17 protein-coding genes are annotated in these 16,357 nt (G+C 64.6%); 10 read left to right on the forward strand and 7 right to left on the reverse strand.

The window, feature by feature from the left end:
• Nucleotides 1–61 precede the first annotated feature (61 nt).
• Nucleotides 62–259, reverse strand: coding sequence for a hypothetical protein (locus ACVIGB_RS10560; RefSeq protein WP_456722724.1), 198 nt, complete (start codon nt 257–259; stop codon nt 62–64).
• A gap of 92 nt (nt 260–351) precedes the next feature.
• Between ACVIGB_RS10560 and dprA the strand changes: the two genes are divergently transcribed.
• On the forward strand, nt 352–1,491 hold the full coding sequence (dprA, locus tag ACVIGB_RS10565) for a DNA-processing protein DprA (RefSeq protein WP_456722723.1): 1,140 nt from the start codon (nt 352–354) through the stop codon (nt 1,489–1,491).
• Nucleotides 1,492–1,637: 146 nt separating this feature from the next.
• Here dprA and ACVIGB_RS10570 read toward each other — a convergent pair whose 3' ends face one another.
• Nucleotides 1,638–2,036 (reverse strand): winged helix-turn-helix transcriptional regulator, encoded by a 399-nt coding sequence (locus tag ACVIGB_RS10570; protein ID WP_092114798.1) that lies wholly within the window; start codon nt 2,034–2,036, stop codon nt 1,638–1,640.
• Nucleotides 2,037–2,135: 99 nt separating this feature from the next.
• Between ACVIGB_RS10570 and ACVIGB_RS10575 the strand changes: the two genes are divergently transcribed.
• Nucleotides 2,136–2,744 (forward strand): FMN-dependent NADH-azoreductase, encoded by a 609-nt coding sequence (locus ACVIGB_RS10575; protein WP_456722722.1) that lies wholly within the window; start codon nt 2,136–2,138, stop codon nt 2,742–2,744.
• 156 nt (nt 2,745–2,900) lie between these two features.
• Here the strand turns inward: ACVIGB_RS10575 and ACVIGB_RS10580 are convergent, their stop codons facing one another.
• A complete protein-coding gene (locus tag ACVIGB_RS10580) occupies nt 2,901–3,065 on the reverse strand; it encodes a hypothetical protein (protein ID WP_092114800.1) in 165 nt (54 codons plus the stop codon).
• 156 nt (nt 3,066–3,221) lie between these two features.
• Complete coding sequence (locus tag ACVIGB_RS10585; protein WP_456722721.1) at nt 3,222–3,995, reverse strand: SDR family NAD(P)-dependent oxidoreductase; 774 nt, start codon at nt 3,993–3,995, stop codon at nt 3,222–3,224.
• Between the two features lie 109 nt (nt 3,996–4,104).
• Between ACVIGB_RS10585 and ACVIGB_RS10590 the strand changes: the two genes are divergently transcribed.
• Nucleotides 4,105–4,581 carry a winged helix-turn-helix transcriptional regulator gene (locus tag ACVIGB_RS10590; protein WP_456722720.1) on the forward strand — a complete coding sequence of 159 codons (477 nt, stop codon included), beginning with the start codon at nt 4,105–4,107 and terminating at the stop codon, nt 4,579–4,581.
• 493 nt (nt 4,582–5,074) lie between these two features.
• On the opposite strand, the gene ACVIGB_RS10595 is transcribed toward ACVIGB_RS10590, so the two are convergent.
• Nucleotides 5,075–5,215 carry a hypothetical protein gene (locus ACVIGB_RS10595; RefSeq protein ID WP_456722719.1) on the reverse strand — a complete coding sequence of 47 codons (141 nt, stop codon included), beginning with the start codon at nt 5,213–5,215 and terminating at the stop codon, nt 5,075–5,077.
• A gap of 328 nt (nt 5,216–5,543) precedes the next feature.
• Here ACVIGB_RS10595 and topA point away from each other — a divergent pair, with 328 nt between their 5' ends.
• The 7 genes from topA to ACVIGB_RS10630 all read left to right on the forward strand — a co-directional run bounded on the left by topA (nt 5,544) and on the right by ACVIGB_RS10630 (nt 14,391).
• On the forward strand, nt 5,544–8,324 hold the full coding sequence (gene topA, locus ACVIGB_RS10600; RefSeq protein WP_456722718.1) for a type I DNA topoisomerase: 2,781 nt from the start codon (nt 5,544–5,546) through the stop codon (nt 8,322–8,324).
• The gene (gene rnr / locus ACVIGB_RS10605) at nt 8,325–10,682 is read left to right on the forward strand and encodes a ribonuclease R (protein ID WP_456722717.1); all 2,358 of its coding nucleotides are present in this window, start codon (nt 8,325–8,327) and stop codon (nt 10,680–10,682) included.
• Nucleotides 10,673–11,110 (forward strand): DUF983 domain-containing protein, encoded by a 438-nt coding sequence (locus ACVIGB_RS10610; protein ID WP_456722716.1) that lies wholly within the window; start codon nt 10,673–10,675, stop codon nt 11,108–11,110. The genes rnr and ACVIGB_RS10610 overlap by 10 nt, the downstream gene beginning before the upstream one ends.
• Before the next feature lie 36 nt (nt 11,111–11,146).
• Nucleotides 11,147–11,896 carry an NUDIX hydrolase gene (locus tag ACVIGB_RS10615; RefSeq protein ID WP_456722715.1) on the forward strand — a complete coding sequence of 250 codons (750 nt, stop codon included), beginning with the start codon at nt 11,147–11,149 and terminating at the stop codon, nt 11,894–11,896.
• Nucleotides 11,897–12,129: 233 nt separating this feature from the next.
• On the forward strand, nt 12,130–13,455 hold the full coding sequence (locus ACVIGB_RS10620) for an LLM class flavin-dependent oxidoreductase (protein ID WP_456722714.1): 1,326 nt from the start codon (nt 12,130–12,132) through the stop codon (nt 13,453–13,455).
• Between the two features lie 128 nt (nt 13,456–13,583).
• Nucleotides 13,584–13,751 carry a 50S ribosomal protein L33 gene (rpmG, locus tag ACVIGB_RS10625; protein ID WP_018271988.1) on the forward strand — a complete coding sequence of 56 codons (168 nt, stop codon included), beginning with the start codon at nt 13,584–13,586 and terminating at the stop codon, nt 13,749–13,751.
• 109 nt (nt 13,752–13,860) lie between these two features.
• Nucleotides 13,861–14,391, forward strand: a complete 531-nt coding sequence (locus ACVIGB_RS10630; RefSeq protein ID WP_092114809.1) for a hypothetical protein — start codon at nt 13,861–13,863, stop codon at nt 14,389–14,391.
• Here the strand turns inward: ACVIGB_RS10630 and ACVIGB_RS10635 are convergent.
• Together ACVIGB_RS10635 and ACVIGB_RS10640 are read right to left on the reverse strand one after the other, a co-directional pair.
• Complete coding sequence (locus ACVIGB_RS10635; protein WP_244549481.1) at nt 14,388–14,516, reverse strand: inositol phosphorylceramide synthase regulatory subunit KEI1; 129 nt, start codon at nt 14,514–14,516, stop codon at nt 14,388–14,390. The two genes, ACVIGB_RS10630 and ACVIGB_RS10635, sit on opposite strands and share 4 nt — an antisense overlap.
• 72 nt (nt 14,517–14,588) lie before the next feature.
• Nucleotides 14,589–15,989, reverse strand: coding sequence for an ammonium transporter (locus ACVIGB_RS10640; protein ID WP_456722713.1), 1,401 nt, complete (start codon nt 15,987–15,989; stop codon nt 14,589–14,591).
• Between the last annotated feature and the right edge of the window lie 368 nt (nt 15,990–16,357).

Genomic DNA, 16,357 nt, shown 5'->3' on the forward strand with positions numbered 1-16,357 from the left:
GACAGTAGCTCCTGTACGCAAGCCGATCCTCTATCAGGATCGGAGCAACGCGATATTTCTCTTAGTGAAGTGTCGCTCTGATGGTAAGACCCAAGCCAAAAATAATAAGGATGACGCCCATAATGCGGATGCATCTGATGAAGCCATCTTCCGACAAATCGCGCATGAGGATGTTCCATTTGAGCCAAATGCCCCGTCGAAACATCATCGGATTCAGCACGTAAAAAACTCCGGTCGCAATCAGCACAAGCGCCAGCATTCGATACCTCCGTTGGCCATGCTGACCCACTCCGTCGGCAAGACAAGACTCTGCAAACACACAACTAGTTGTCCACACGTCTCAGTTGCGCCATGCTGCGCACCATGGACTGGACCAGTGGCGACAACAAGCAGACCTCAAATCAACTCACCGACATCGAACGGCTCAACCGCCTGCGGCTGATCCGCTCCGACAATGTCGGGCCGCGCACCTTTGCATCGCTGCTCCGCCATTTTGGCGATGCGGCGCACGCGCTGGAGCGCCTGCCCGATCTCGCGCGCCGCGGCGGCGCATCGGGACCCGGGCGCATCACGAGCGTGGCCGATGCGGCCGCGGAACTCGCGGCCTGCCGCAAATTCGGCATCGATCTCGTCGCGCCGGAGGAAGCCCACTATCCGGCGCGGCTTGCCACCATCGACGACGCGCCGCCGCTGCTTGGCGTGCGCGGCGCGCGCGACACCTTGATGCGCCCGATGATCGCAATCGTCGGCTCCCGCAATGCCTCCGGCGCCGGGCTGAAATTTGCAGGCCAGCTGGCGCGCGATCTCGGCGATGCCGGCTTTGTCGTGATCTCCGGCCTTGCCCGCGGCATCGATCAGGCTGCGCATCGCGCGACCGTTGCAAGCGGCACGGTCGCCGTGCTGGCCGGCGGCCATGACCGCATCTACCCGCCGGAGCACGAGGATCTGCTGGCCGCCCTGCTCGCGCACGGCGCGGCGATTTCGGAGATGCCGCTCGGCCACGTGCCGCGGGCGCGCGACTTCCCTCGCCGCAACCGGCTGATCTCGGGCGCATCGCTCGGCGTCGTGGTGGTGGAGGCCGCGCATCGCTCCGGCTCGCTGATCACGGCGCGGATGGCCGCCGAACAGGGCCGCGAGGTGTTCGCGGTGCCGGGCTCGCCGATCGATCCGCGCGCCGCCGGCGCCAACGATTTGATCAAGCAAGGCGCCACGCTGGTCACCGAAGCCGCCGACGTGATCAGCGCGGTCACGCCGATCATGGAGCGGCCCGTCATGCTGTCCGCGCGCGAAGACGACGAGCCGCTGGATTTTGCCACCGATGCGTCCGATCATGCCCGCATCATCAATCTGCTCGGACCGAGCCCGATCAGCCTCGACGATCTGATCCGGATGGCCGATGTCTCGCCCGCCGTCGTCCGCGCGGTGCTGCTGGAGCTCGAACTCGCCGGCAGGCTCGAGCGTCACGGCGGCGGGCTGGTGTCGATGATTTAGCGTGGGCGGCTCTGGCTTACGCCAATCCGTCACCGTCATCCTGAGGAGCCTGCGCAGCAGGCGTCTCGAAGGATGCACGGCCCGGCCGGTGGCCGTCGACGCTTCGAGACGCGCTACGCGCTCCTCAGGGCGACGGATAACACTCCCTACTCGTTGCGTCCGTCAAACCGTGTCCGCGCGCCCTCGATCTCCGGCAGATGCGCGAACGCCCACTCGCCGAGCGCCTTCACGGGCGCGGCCAGACCACGGCCAAGATCGGTGAGCTCGTAATCGACCCGCGGCGGGATGGTTGGAAACACCGTGCGCGTCACCAAGCCATCGCGCTCCAGCCCGCGCAGCGTGAGCGTCAGCATCCGCTGCGAGATGCCGTTGATCATACGCTTCAGCTCGTTGAAGCGCTTTGGCCCATCGGTCAGCATCATGATCACGAACACGCTCCACTTGTCGCCGACCCGCGCCAATACGGAGGCAACCGCGCGGCAATCGCTGTGATCCTGGTCAGGCAGGGGCGGAAGGGCAGGCACACGGATGTGCTCGGGTTTCATTGCTGTGCTCGGGTTTCAAAAATGTGCGTTCTTGCGCCCATTTAGGGCAGTCACTCATATAGCGCCAGTTACAAACCTATACCAAAGGTGACCGCTGCCATGAAACTTCTGCACATCGACTCCTCGGTCCTCGGCCCCCACTCCGTCAGCCGCCAGGTCTCCGCCGCCGCCGTCGAGCGGCTGCGCCAGGCCAATCCCGGCCTGGTCGTGAGCTACCGCGATCTCACCCAGACCCCGCTCGCCCACCTCTCCGGCTTGCACCTCGCCGCCGGCCAGGGCGCGGCGCCGGACCCGTCGGTGCGCGACGACATCGCGACCGGTCAGGCCGTGCTGGACGAGTTCCTTGCCGCCGACATCGTCGTGATCGGCGCGCCGATGTACAATTTCACCATTCCCTCTCAGCTGAAGGCCTGGATCGACCGCGTCATGGTCGCGGGCAAGACCTTCAAATACGGCGCCGGTGGCGTCGAGGGACTGGCCGGCAACAAGCGCGTCATCATCGCGATCTCGCGCGGCGGCTATTACGGCGCCGACACGCCGATGGCCGCGCTCGAGCACCTCGAGTCGTATTTGCGCGGGGTGTTCGGCTTCATCGGCGTCACGAATCTCGAGCTGATCCCTGCCGACGGCATCCAGGTCGGTCCCGAGCATCGCGAGAAGGCGGTCGCGGGCGCGCTGCAGGCCGCGGGCAGCCTGAACGCCGCCTGACGCGATCCAGAGCGTTTTCGAGCGAAGTCGATAGCGGTTCGCGTGAAGAAAACGCGACGGAACAAGATCCAAGCCCAGTTCCGATCCAATCGGAACGGAGCTGGTTTTGCACCTGCCGTCGCTCCGGCGGCGGCAGGGCCGTTCAGGTGAAGGAATTCAGGACCAGACGCCTTGAATGCCGAAGATGACGGCGACGAGCGAGATCAACAAACCGATACCGGAAAACAGCGCGACCGTTACAAATTGTGCTGTGTCTGAATTTTCATTTTCGGAGGTAGACGAAACGGGGATCGGCGTCGAAATGCGGGCTGCTTTCGGCATGAAGGAACTCCAAAATGATTCCGTGGTGAAAAAATCCCCGCCTATTCAGGAGTCCGGCGAGTACGTCAAAGGTTCAATACGCGCGATAGTAGTCGCGCGCGAAATCGGCCGGTGTGAACTGCTTCACACCGGCCGTTCGTTACAATGCGAAACAAACTAGCCGCGATAGATCGGCGCGCCGGCGGGAGATGCCGTTGCACCGCCATCGATGAACAGTTCCTGCCCCTGTACATGCGCCGCGTCGTCGGACGCAAGGAACAGCACGGTTTTCGAGATGTGACCGGGTTCACCGATACGTCCGAGCGGCGTGGACTTTCCGATCCGCTGCTCGAACGCTTTCTCGGCCTCGGGCGTTGCGATCGCAGCGCCCCAGATCGGCGTACGCACGGCGCCCGGAGCGACCACGTTGACGCGGATGTTGCGCGGCGACAGTTCTGACGCCATCACCCGCGCCATCGCGCGCACACCGGCCTTGCTCGCGGCATAGGCCGAGTAGCCGGGATTGCCGAGCACCGAAATCACCGAGCCGTTGAGGATAATGGACGCGCCGTCGTTGAGATAAGGCGCGACCGCCTGCACGGTGAAGAACACGCCGGTGAGATTGGTGCGGATCACATTTTCGAATGCAGCAAGCGTGGTGCCGCCGACCGGCGTCTGGCCCGGAATGCCGGCATTGGCGAACAGCACGTCGTACTTGCCGAACTTCTCCGCGCCCTGCTTCACCGCGGCTTCCAGCGCCGCGACATCGGTGGCATCGGCCACCACCGCGAGCGCGTTCGATCCAAGCTCCCGCGCCGCCGCCGCGAGCGTCTCCTTGTTGCGCCCGGTGATAACGACCTTGGCGCCCTCGGCGACGAACAGCTTTGCCGTCGCAAGTCCGATGCCGCTGTTACCGCCGGTGATCAACGCCGTCTTGTTTGCCAGTCTCATGTCCGCCTCCAGTTGGTTGCATTATTAAACTTCGTTGCCTAGCTAGGGCATACGGTTTAATATTGCAACCACACAAGACCGTGATGGCCCAACTTTCGGAGCGTGCGTCGTGAAACGAACCAGCCTTGCAGGCGACAGCTGTCCGGTGGCACGCGCACTCGACGTGTTCGGCGACTGGTGGTCGCTCCTGATCATCCGCGACGCCAGCCTCGGCCGGCGCCGTTTCGGCGAATTCCAGGCCAGCCTCGGGCTTGCGAAGAACATCCTCGCCACCCGGCTGCGCACGCTGGTCGAGCGTGGCATCCTGAAAACGGTCCCCGCCTCCGACGGCAGCGCCTATCAGGAATATGTGCTGACGCCGAAGGGCCACGGCATCTTTCCGATCCTGGTCGCACTCCGGCAATGGACCGAGGAGTTCGACGACCATCCGGACGAGATCGCGACCATCATGGTCGACCGCGACAAGGGCAAGCCGGTGAAGAAGCTCGCGCTGCTTTCGCAGGACGGTCGCGTGCTTGGGCCGGCCGATACGACGTTGAAGCCGCGGCCTGCGCGGAAGACGGCCCGGCGCCACGTTACTGCGTAGGATGGGTGGAGCGAAGCGATACCCATCAATTATAGACGCGCGGCAAGATGATGGGTTTCGCTTCGCTCCACCCATCCTACGGCGCAGATGGTGGCGAGCCGGGCGATGACACCGAAATGAAGTACGCAATGACGGTGCGTCGCATCGTGCGAGAACCATCCTCATCGTCGTCCCGGCGCAGGCCGGGACCCATAACCACCGAAGGTGATTGTTGCGCGACGCTGGGGCCAGAGCCCTCTTCAACAACACGCCCCTGGGGTTATGGGTCCCTGCTTTCGCAGGGACGACGATCGGGGTGCAAGACGCACCACACATTCGGTGTCGTCCTGGCGAAGGCCAGGACCCATTACCCCAAATCTCAATTGGTGCGCGACGCTGGGGCCGCGATCACGCTCATCACCGAATGTCGTGGTTATGGGTCCTGGCTTTCGCCAGGACGACGAATGGAGAGAGCCCTGCGTACAAGGCCGGCCCTGTCATCCCGCAACATCCCTCACGACAGCTTCCTTCGGCTGCGCGCGCGCAATTGCTCGTCCGCCTCCAGCCGGGTCATCGCGAGCAGATGGTCGAGGACTTCGAATTTGTGGCGCTGGGCGAGTTTGGCGAGCTCGGTCGCGGCCGCTGCGATCAGCACCAGGGCGTCATCCGGGCCGCCCTCCCCGCCTGGCTCGTCGCCTTCCGGTCGCCGTCGGCCAGACGGCTTGGGCTTCCGCCCACCCCCTGTGCTGCTCAAAAGGCCTAATCCGATTCCCACCCTATATATAAAGGGATACGCCGTTTCTGGCCGCAACTCTAGGACGCATTTTTCAACCCTTGGGATAGAAACTCCACAGCTTGGGCCCTGCCTTCAATATCTGGCGATTTGACACCGACCGCCCCAGCACCCATGTTCGCCCCGACACGGCGGGCCGCGAGTCTAGCGGAACCAGCCTTCAAGTTTTCCCGTAAGCTATTGGAATGACATGAATATCGTCATTGTGGAGTCGCCTGCCAAGGCCAAGACGATCAACAAATATCTGGGGTCCTCCTACGAGGTCCTGGCGTCGTTTGGCCATGTTCGCGACCTCCCGGCCAAGAACGGTTCGGTGGATCCGGACGCCAATTTCCAGATGATCTGGGAGGTCGATGCCAAGGCCGCCGGCCGGCTGAACGACATCGCCAAGGCGCTCAAGGGGGCCGACCGCCTGATTCTGGCGACCGACCCTGATCGCGAGGGCGAAGCGATCTCCTGGCACGTGCTGGAGGTGATGAAGGAGAAGCGCGCGCTGAAGGACCAGAAGGTCGAGCGCGTCGTGTTCAACGCCATCACCAAGCAGGCGGTCACCGACGCCATGAAGGCGCCGCGCCAGATCGACGGCGCGCTGGTCGACGCCTATATGGCGCGCCGCGCGCTGGACTATCTGGTCGGCTTCACGCTCTCGCCCGTGCTGTGGCGCAAGCTGCCCGGCGCCCGCTCCGCCGGCCGCGTGCAGTCGGTCGCGCTGCGGCTGGTCTGCGACCGCGAGCTCGAGATCGAGAAGTTTGTGCCGAGGGAGTACTGGTCGCTGGTCGCGACGCTGCTGACGCCGCGTGGCGAAGCCTTCGAGGCCCGGCTGGTCGGCGCCGACGGCAAGAAGATCGCACGGCTCGACATCGGCTCCGGCGCGGAAGCCGAGGACTTCAAGAAGGCGATCGAGGCCGCGCTGTTCAAGATCGCGACCGTCGAGGCCAAGCCGGCCCGGCGCAATCCGCAGGCGCCCTTCACCACCTCGACCCTGCAGCAGGAAGCGAGCCGAAAGCTCGGCTTCGCGCCGGCGCACACCATGCGCATCGCGCAGCGACTGTATGAGGGCATCGATATCGGCGGCGAGACCACCGGTCTCATCACCTATATGCGAACCGACGGCGTGCAGATCGATCCGTCCGCGATCACCCAGGCCCGCAAGGTGATCGGCGAGGATTACGGCAACGCCTATGTGCCGGACGCCCCGCGCCAGTACCAGGCCAAGGCCAAGAACGCGCAGGAAGCGCACGAAGCGATCCGCCCGACCGATCTGTCGCGCCGTCCGGCCACCATCGGCCGAAGGCTCGATACCGATCAGGCGCGGCTCTACGAATTGATCTGGAAGCGCACCATTGCGAGCCAGATGGAATCGGCCGAGCTCGAGCGCACCACCGTCGACATCGAAGCCAAGGCCGGCGCCCGCGTGCTGGAGCTGCGCGCCTCCGGTCAGGTCATCAAGTTCGATGGCTTCCTCGCGCTCTACCAGGAAAGCCGCGACGACGAAGAGGACGAGGATTCACGCCGCCTGCCCGCGATGAGCCAGGGCGAGGCGGTGAAGCGCCAGAGCCTTGCCGTCACCCAGCACTTCACCGAGCCGCCGCCGCGCTTCTCGGAAGCCTCGCTGGTGAAGCGGATGGAAGAGCTCGGCATCGGCCGCCCCTCGACCTACGCCTCGATCCTGCAGGTGCTGAAGGACCGCGGCTACGTCAAGCTTGAGAAGAAGCGGCTGCACGGCGAGGACAAGGGCCGCGTCGTGGTCGCGTTCCTGGAGAATTTTTTCTCGCGCTACGTGGAGTACGACTTCACGGCCGATCTCGAGGAACAGCTCGATCGCATCTCGAACAACGAGATCGCCTGGCAGCAGGTGCTGCAGGATTTCTGGCGCGGCTTCATCGGTGCGGTCAACGACATCAAGGACCTCCGCGTCGCCGAGGTGCTCGATGCGCTCGACGAGATGCTCGGTCCGCACATCTATCCGCCGCGCGCGGATGGCGGCGACGTCAGGCAGTGCCCGACCTGCGGCACCGGCCGGCTTAACCTCAAGGCCGGCAAGTTCGGCGCCTTCGTCGGCTGCTCGAACTATCCGGAATGCCGTTACACCCGCCCGCTCGCGGCCGACAGCGCCGAGAGTGCCGATCGCGTGCTCGGCACCGATCCCGACACCGGGTTCGACGTCACGGTGAAGGCCGGCCGGTTCGGCCCCTACATCCAGCTCGGCGAGCAGAAGGATTACGCCGAAGGCGAGAAGCCGAAGCGCGCCGGCATTCCCAAAGGCACCTCGCCTGGCGATGTCGATCTTCAACTGGCGCTGAAGCTGTTGTCGCTGCCGCGCGAGATCGGCAAGCATCCGGAAACCGGGCAGCCGATCACCGCCGGCCTCGGCCGGTTCGGGCCGTTCGTGAAGCACGAGAAGACCTATGCCAGCCTCGAGGCCGGCGACGAGGTCTTCGACATCGGGTTGAACCGCGCCGTTACCCTGATCGCCGAGAAGATCGCCAAGGGCCCGAGCGGCCGCCGCTTCGGCGCCGATCCGGGCAAACCGCTCGGCGACCACCCGACGCTCGGCGCGGTCGCGCTGAAGAACGGCCGCTACGGCGCCTACGTCGCGGCCGGCGGCGTCAATGCGACGATCCCGAGCGACCGCACCCCGGACGAGATCACGCTTGCGGAAGCGATCGCGCTGATCGACGAGCGCGCGGCCAAGGGCGGCGGCAAGAAGGCCAAGAAGGCGAAGGCGGAAAAGCCCGCCAAGGCCAAGAAGGCCAAGTCTGAAAACGCAAAGTCGGAGGAGACCGACGGCGACGCCGAGGCCAAGCCTGCCAAGAAGGCTGCGTCGAAGAAGGCCGCGGCGAAGCCGAAAACGGATGCGACCAGCAAGGCGCGCGCGCCGGTCGCCTCCGGTGCCAAGACGTCGCCTGCAAAGTCATCGGCACCAGCGAAAGCGCCCGCGAAGAAGAGCGCCGGCAAGGCAAGAGGATAAGTGAAACGAAAACCCGACCATGGCTTTCCGGGCCGGGACGCCATCGTCGCCTTCATCCGCGCCAATCCAGGCAAGGTCGGCACCCGCGAGATCGCGCGCGAGTTCGGCCTGAAGAACGCCGACCGCATCGAGTTGAAGCGGATCCTCCGCGAACTCGCCGACGACGGCACGGTCGCTAAGCGCCGCCGCAAGATCCATGAGCCGGCGGCGCTGCCGCCGACCCTGCTCGCCGACATCACCGGCCGCGACAGCGACGGCGAGCTGATCGCGACGCCCGCCGAGTGGGACTCGGAAGACGGCACCGCCCCGAAAATCCGCATCGAGACGCCGCGGCGGCCGAAGCCCGGCACCACCGCCGGCGTCGGCGACCGCGCGCTGCTCCACGTCGAGGTGACCGACGAGCACGACGGCACGCCCTATCGCGGCCGCGTCATCAAGGTGATCGATCACGGCCGCACTCGCATCCTCGGCATCTTCCGCAAGAACCCTGATGGCGGCGGGCGCCTGATCCCCGTCGACAAGAAGCAGGCCGGCCGCGAGCTCAACATCGCCAAGGCCGACAGCGGCGACGCCGCGGACGGCGACCTCATCAGCGTCGACCTGATCCGCACCCGCGGCTACGGGCTCGCCTCCGCCCGCGTCAAGGAACGGCTCGGCTCGATCGCGAGCGAGAAGGCGATCAGCCTGATCGCGATCAACACCCACGATATCCCGCAGGTATTCTCCGCCGCCGCCGTGCGCGAATCCGAGGAAGCAAAACCCGCGACCTTGCAGGGCCGCGAGGACTGGCGCGACGTGCCGCTTGTCACCATCGACCCGCCGGATGCCAAGGACCACGACGACGCCGTTCATGCCGAGGTCGATTCCGATCCGAACAACAAGGGCGGCTTCATCGTCCATGTCGCGATCGCCGACGTCGCCTTCTACGTGCGGCCCGGCTCGGCGCTCGACCGCGACGCGCTCCAGCGCGGCAACTCGGTGTATTTTCCCGATCGCGTCGTGCCGATGCTGCCCGAGCGCATCTCCAACAATCTCTGCTCGCTGGTGCCGGGCGAACCGCGCGGTGCACTCGCCGTGCGGATGGTGATCGGCGCCGACGGGCGCAAACGATCGCACACCTTCCACCGCGTGCTGATGCGCTCGGCAGCAAAGCTCAATTACGCGCAGGCGCAGGCCGCGATCGACGGCAGGCCCGATGACACGACGGGTCCCCTGCTCGATCCGATCCTGAAGCCGCTGTGGTCGGCCTATGAGCTGGTCAAGCTCGCACGCAACGAGCGCGACCCGCTCGATCTCGATCTGCCCGAGCGCAAGATCCTCCTGAAACCGGACGGCACCGTCGATCGGGTGATCGTGCCGCAGCGGCTTGATGCGCATCGGCTGATCGAGGAGTTCATGATCCTCGCCAACGTCGCCGCCGCCGAGATGCTGGAGAAGAAGGCGCTGCCGCTGATCTACCGCGTGCATGACGAGCCGAGCCAGGAGAAGGTGTACAACCTCCAGGAATTTCTGAAGACGCTCGACCTGCCCTTCACCAAACAGGGCGCGCTGCGTCCAACGCAATTCAATCGCGTGCTGGCGCAGGTTGCCGGCGAGGATTACGAACCGCTGGTCAACGAGGTGGTGCTGCGTTCGCAGGCGCAGGCCGAATACTCCGCCGAGAACTACGGCCATTTCGGCTTGAACCTGCGCCGCTACGCGCACTTCACCTCGCCGATCCGCCGCTACGCCGATCTGATCGTGCATCGTGCGCTGATCCGCGCGCTCGGCCTTGGCGAAGGCGCCTTGCCGACCGACGAGAGCGTGGAGACGCTGGCCGAGATCGCTGCGCAGATTTCCGTCACCGAGCGCCGCGCGATGAAGGCGGAGCGCGAGACCACCGACCGCCTGATCGCGCATTTCCTCGCCGATCGCATTGGCGCTTCGTTCCAGGGCCGCATCTCCGGCGTGACGCGAGCCGGCCTGTTCGTGAAGCTCGATGACACCGGCGCCGACGGCCTGATCCCGATCCGCACCATCGGCAGCGAGTATTTCAACTACGACGAAACCCGCCACGCGCTGATCGGCACGCGCAGCGGCACCATGTATCGGCTCGGCGATGTCGTCGACGTGCGCCTGGTCGAGGCCGCGCCGGTGGCGGGCGCGCTGCGTTTTGAGCTATTATCCGACGGCCAGGCAATTCCGCGCGGCAGAAAACGTGACGGCGCAGAGTCCGAGCGCCGCGCCGCAGGATTTGGCAAGGGGCCGAATAAGGGATCCAGCAAGAAGGCGCACAAGGAACGGAAGGCACGCAAGAAGGACCGCAAGCCGGCGAAGCCGACATCCGGCAAATCGAAGCGAGGCAAGTCATGGAAGTGACACCGCCCACGGTGGTCTGGACCCGCGACGCAGCTGAGCCCGAGAAGCGCGACGTGTGGACCGCGATGAAGCGCGGGTTCCTTGGCCGCTGCCCACGCTGCGGAAGAGGCAAACTGTTCCGCAAATTTCTCAAATGCGACGGCCATTGCCCGGTCTGCGATCTCGATTTCACCCCGCATCGCGCCGACGATCTGCCCGCCTATCTCGTCATCGTCATTGTCGGCCATATCGTGGTACCGACCGCGTTGTGGATCGAGACCAACTATTCGCCGCCGGTGTGGCTGCAACTTGCGATCTATCTGCCGTTCACGCTGTTCGCATCGCTGGCGCTGTTGCAGCCGGTGAAGGGAGCCGTGATCGGATTGCAATGGGCCCTGCGCATGCATGGCTTTGACGAGAATCCCCCTAGCGACATCCCGCCGGTCTAGCTAAACCGGGCACCAAGAAAAAATGAAAGGGATGAAATGACTGAAGCTGCCGCCCCTGCCGCCGCCGTCCACCAGGGCGAAAAGGAAGCCGATCATCACGCATACTTCCGGCCGAAGGATGCGGCGACGCTGATCCTGATCGATCGCTCCGGTGCCAAGCCGAAGGTCCTGGTCGGCAAGCGCCACGACAAGGTCGTGTTCATGCCGGGCAAATTCGTTTTCCCCGGCGGCCGCGTCGACAAGACCGACAACCGCGTGCCCGTTGCAGCCCCGATCACGCCGGAGCTCGAAGCCAATCTGTTGAAGGGCAGCCCGAAGATCACGCCGGGCCGCGCGCGCGCGCTCGCCAATGCCGCGATCCGCGAAGCCTGCGAAGAGACCGGGCTCTGCCTCGGCCGCAAGGTCGAGAAGTCGCAGAAGCTCGATGGCCCCTGGGCGCCGTTCGCCGACGCTGGTCTCTTGCCTGATCCGTCCGGCCTGTTCCTGATCGCGCGCGCGATCACGCCGCCCGGCCGCGTCCGCCGCTTCGATACGCGCTTCTTCACCGCCGATGCCTCGACGATCGCACATCGTGTCGAAGGCGTGGTGCATGCCGATGCCGAGCTGGTCGAGCTCGTGTGGGTCGAGATCGGCTCCGAGCCGCTCGCGGACGCGCATGCCATGACCAAAAACGTGCTCGCTGAGCTCGACCGCCGTCTCGCCACCGGCCCGCTCCGCCACGACGCGCCGGTGCCGTTCTTCCATTTCTACGGCGGCAAGATGCACAAGGACGTGCTGGGGGCGTAGGAGACGCTCGATTCCCGTCATTGCGAGCGAAGCGAAGCAATCCATCTCACCGCTTGCTGAATTGTGGATTGCTTCGTCGCTAGCGCTCCTCGCAATGACGACCGTGAGATGAACGCGGACTTATCCTCTGGCCGTCCCTCAATTTGCAAGATTCTTCTGCTGTCGCTGGGATGGCGTGCCGCGAAACGCCTCCCTATCTGTTCCGCTAACGACATCAAGAACGGAACGGGGCAATGGCGAAGCGTCAACTCAAGCTCGGCGCATTCATGCGGCCGATCAGCATTCACACCGGCGCCTGGCGCTATCCCGGGGCCTGGCCCGACGCCAATTTCAACTTCGACCACATCAAGACGCTGATCCGGAAGCTCGAGGCCGGCAAGTTCGACGGCTTCTTCATGGCCGACCATCTGGCCGTGCTGAACATGCCGATCAACGCGTTGAAGCGCAGCCACACCGTGACCTCGTTCGAGCCGTTCACGCTGCTGTCGGCACTCGCGGCCGTCACCGAGAATATCGGCCTGATCGCGACCGGCTCGACCACCTTCGACGAGCCCTATCACGTCGCCCGCCGCTTCGCCTCGCTCGATCACATCTCCGGCGGTCGCGCCGGCTGGAATATCGTCACCACGTCCAATCCGGACGCGGCGCTGAATTTCGGCCTCGACGACCACATGGAGCACGCCGAGCGCTACAGGCGCGCCCGTGAGTTCTACGATGTCGTCACCGGCCTGTGGGACTCCTTCGCCGACGATGCGTTCGTACGCGATGTCGAGTCCGGGCTGTTCGTCGATCCCGACAAGATGCATGTGCTCAACCACAAGGGCAAATATCTCTCGGTGCGCGGCCCCCTCAACATCGCCCGCCCCGTGCAGGGCTGGCCCGTCATCGTGCAGGCCGGCGCATCCGACGACGGCAGGCAGCTTGCGGCCGAGACGGCGGAAGCCGTGTTCACCGGCGGCGGCAGCCTTGCGGACGGACAGAAGCTCTACGCCGACATCAAGGGCCGCATGGAAAAGATCGGCCGCGATCCCGAGCATCTGAAGATTCTGCCCGGCGCCTTTGTCGTGGTCGGCGACAGTATCGACGAAGCCAAGGAGAAGCGCGCGCTGCTCGACAGCCGTGTGCATTACGACAGCGCGATCGCCTCGCTCTCGGTGATCCTCGGCACCGATGCGTCCGCCTTCGATCCCGACGGGCAATTGCCGCCGATCCCGGAAACCAATGCCAGCAAGAGCGGCCGCCAGCGCCTCGTCGATGTCGCGGCGCGCGACAAGCTCACCGTGCGCCAGCTCGCACAGCGCGTCGGCGGCTATGGCGGGCTCGCCTTCGTCGGCACGCCGCAGACCATCGCCGACCAGATGGAAGAATGGCTGACCGGCCGCGGCAGCGACGGATTCAACATCATGTTCCCCTATCTGCCCCAGGGCCTGTTCGAGTTCGTCGACAAGGTGGTGCCGGAACTGCAAAAGCGCGGGATTTTCCGCACCGAGTACGAAGGGCGGACCCTGCGCGAGAATTTGGGCCTGCCGCGGCGCAAAAATCAGTTCTTCGGGGGGTAATCGGCCCGGATTCGGGATGGTTTTGGCTCGGAAATCCTTGACTTTGGACGGTTTCTGGCTAGTTTCCCGGCCAAACGCGGGCCGATTTGGCCGGCTCCCGATATCCCTGCAGTTTCGAGGTTTTGCACATGGCCAAAGCGGTCACCATCAAGGTCAAGCTCGTGTCGACGGCCGATACCGGCTTCTATTACGTCGCCAAGAAGAATTCGCGCACCATGACCGACAAGCTGGTCAAGAAGAAATACGACCCGGTCGCGCGCAAGCACGTCGAGTTCAAGGAAGCCAAGATCAAGTAAGATCGTCTGCTTCCGACGTTTCGAACGGGGCCCTCGCGGCCCCGTTTTTGCTTTGTAGGCCTGCGTCATCCCGCATGATTCCCGGACAAGTTCCGGGCGCAGGGCTCAGATGATCGCAAGCTTGGACGAGGGAAACGCAGGCGGCTACTCGGTCGCCTACGGCCGCGAGGACATCTACTTTCCGGTCTATGTCACGGCCGCTTTGGCCGCGATCTTCCTGACCGCGAGCTGGATCACCGGCGAGATCTATTGGCTGGCGCCGGCGGCTGCGGCGGGCGGCTTCACCTACTACAACATCCCCCTGCTGGAGGCCGGTCGTCCGACCATCGGAGCCAACCAGTACGGCATCTTCATCCAGGCCTTCGGGCTGATTCGCTGGCGCGCCATCACGCGCATCGATCTCGTCGAAATCGCCGAGCGCGCGATGACCGTCCACGAGTTGCAGATCGCGCTCAGCGGGCCGCTCGGCAGCGCGCTGGTGGCCGATTGGCGCAAGCGGCCGGCCTATCGGCTGCTGATGCGCCTGCCGTGGCGCATGGACCATCGTGGCGTGGTCCGCGTCAGTCTGGAGCCATTCGACCGGACGCCCGACGAGATCCACCGGACGTTCCTCAGGATGTGGCGTTACTACCGGAGCTAGCCCTTGAACGCCTCATCACGCAGATGCGCGTCCGCGATACGCGCATCCGGATTATGTGTGATAGTCATGAACCAAACGAGGCTGAAGAACAGCGACCACGCTGTGTTCCAATAGAACCAGTTCATCGGATCACCTCGAACAGCTTTGATCCGCGCCAGCCGGCGAAGATCGCCGGCTGTGCGGAGTGCCGCCAAAGTCTACTGCACGACCTCGCCGTGCAGTGCCAGATCCAACCCTTCGCGCTCGATGTCCCGCGTCACGCGAAGCCCGACGAAGAGATTGATCACGAACAGGATGATCAGGCTCACCACCGCATCATACACGAAAACCGTCGCGACGCCGATGCATTGATTGAGGAACTGGCCGGGATTTCCCTCCAGAACGCCTGCCGTTCCACCATACTGCTCGACCGCGAACACCCCGGTCAGCAGCGCCCCGACGATGCCGCCGAGGGCATGGACGCCGAAGCAGTCCAGCGCGTCATCGTAGCTGAACAAGCGCTTCAGGCCGGTGCATCCCCAGTAGCAGCAGACGCCGGCGGCAATGCCGATGGCGAAAGCGCCGACCGGACCGACGAAACCGGAGGCCGGCGTGATCGCGACGAGGCCCGCAACGGCACCCGAGCAGATGCCGACAACGGTCGGCTTGCCCTTCAACGCCCATTCCACCAGCATCCAGGTGAAGGCCGCCACTGCGGTGGCGATCTGGGTCACCAGCATGGCCATGCCCGCCTGCATTCCCGCCGTGACGGCGGAGCCGGCGTTGAAGCCGAACCAGCCGACCCACAGCAGCGAGGCGCCGATGAAGGTCAGCACCATGTTGTGCGCCGGCCCCGTCTCGACGCGCTTGCCAAGCATGATGGCGCACATCAGCCCGGCCACGCCGGCATTGATGTGCACGACGGTGCCGCCGGCGAAATCGAGAACCTTGACATAGGCGGCATCGTTACCCGCCGAGAAGATCCCGTCAGGACCCCAGACCCAATGCGCGATCGGCGCATAGACGAAGATCGCCCACAGCCCGATGAACCAGAGCATCGCCGAGAACTTCATGCGCTCGGCAAACGCGCCTGCAATCAGCGCCGGCGTGATGATGGCGAACGTCATCTGGAAGCAGATGTAAACCGACTCAGGGATGGTCGCGGCAAGCGGATTGGGATTGCCGATGCCACCCTTGCCGATGTCGCTCAGGATGTCCTTGAGGAACATGCGATCCAGACCGCCGATAAACGGCGTGCCGGCACGAAACGCCAGGCTGTAGGTCAGGACGGCAAACAGGATCGTGACCAGGCAGGTGACGGCGAAGCTGGTCATTACAGTGTCGCCGACATTCTTCTTGCGCACCATGCCGCCATAGAACAGGCCGAGCCCCGGGATCGTCATCATCAGGACGAGCGCGACGGACGTGAGCATCCAGGCGGTGTCGCCGGAATTCGGTGTGCACTTCTCGAGAATTTTGCCGCCGCAGGCCGGCGGCGCCGCCGCCGCATCCTCAGCCAGCGCGAGGTCGCTGAACAGCAGGCAAAGAACGGCCACTCCCAGCAAGGCAACCACGATTCTCACGAGCTTCTGGTGCGTATATGTCCCAGACTCCATCATCGTCCTCCCTTCACAAGAAATGCTGGTGTTCGGAATGGGCGCAGCGCGCTCCGCGCGTAAGCGGCGAAGGGGCCACCTGCGCGCTCAGTTGTCGGGATATCTCGAAGTGCCGCGTTGCTGACGGTGCGATGCAGCGAAGTCGTCGCGGCATCAGGCCGGATGCGAGGCACAAGAGCTTCCTGCTCGGCGGCGCGGCGGAGGCCGTGGTGCGCGGATGGCTGGAGAATGACGGCGACTAGCCTCATCGCGGCCAGCCCTTCCCATGGGTCCCCAGGCCGGAACCGAAGCGACGGCTTCCGGCACGATTTCTAGCCAAATTCTATCAAGATTCGTGCCACCGACGCGTGCGGCGTAACACGTTGAAGATG

It is taken from the genome of Bradyrhizobium sp. USDA 4341 (assembly GCF_054063755.1).

Coding starts and splice junctions, on each gene's coding strand:
- ACVIGB_RS10640 (WP_456722713.1), bottom strand. CDS start 15,989: ATGATGGAGTCTGGGACATATACGCACCAGAAGCTCGTGAGAATCGTG.
- topA (WP_456722718.1), top strand. CDS start 5,544: ATGAATATCGTCATTGTGGAGTCGCCTGCCAAGGCCAAGACGATCAAC.
- ACVIGB_RS10575 (WP_456722722.1), top strand. CDS start 2,136: ATGAAACTTCTGCACATCGACTCCTCGGTCCTCGGCCCCCACTCCGTC.
- ACVIGB_RS10570 (WP_092114798.1), bottom strand. CDS start 2,036: ATGAAACCCGAGCACATCCGTGTGCCTGCCCTTCCGCCCCTGCCTGAC.
- ACVIGB_RS10585 (WP_456722721.1), bottom strand. CDS start 3,995: ATGAGACTGGCAAACAAGACGGCGTTGATCACCGGCGGTAACAGCGGC.
- rpmG (WP_018271988.1), top strand. CDS start 13,584: ATGGCCAAAGCGGTCACCATCAAGGTCAAGCTCGTGTCGACGGCCGAT.
- ACVIGB_RS10615 (WP_456722715.1), top strand. CDS start 11,147: ATGACTGAAGCTGCCGCCCCTGCCGCCGCCGTCCACCAGGGCGAAAAG.
- ACVIGB_RS10635 (WP_244549481.1), bottom strand. CDS start 14,516: ATGAACTGGTTCTATTGGAACACAGCGTGGTCGCTGTTCTTCAGCCTC.
- dprA (WP_456722723.1), top strand. CDS start 352: ATGCTGCGCACCATGGACTGGACCAGTGGCGACAACAAGCAGACCTCA.
- ACVIGB_RS10560 (WP_456722724.1), bottom strand. CDS start 259: ATGCTGGCGCTTGTGCTGATTGCGACCGGAGTTTTTTACGTGCTGAAT.
- ACVIGB_RS10630 (WP_092114809.1), top strand. CDS start 13,861: ATGATCGCAAGCTTGGACGAGGGAAACGCAGGCGGCTACTCGGTCGCC.
- ACVIGB_RS10580 (WP_092114800.1), bottom strand. CDS start 3,065: ATGCCGAAAGCAGCCCGCATTTCGACGCCGATCCCCGTTTCGTCTACC.
- ACVIGB_RS10610 (WP_456722716.1), top strand. CDS start 10,673: ATGGAAGTGACACCGCCCACGGTGGTCTGGACCCGCGACGCAGCTGAG.
- ACVIGB_RS10620 (WP_456722714.1), top strand. CDS start 12,130: ATGGCGAAGCGTCAACTCAAGCTCGGCGCATTCATGCGGCCGATCAGC.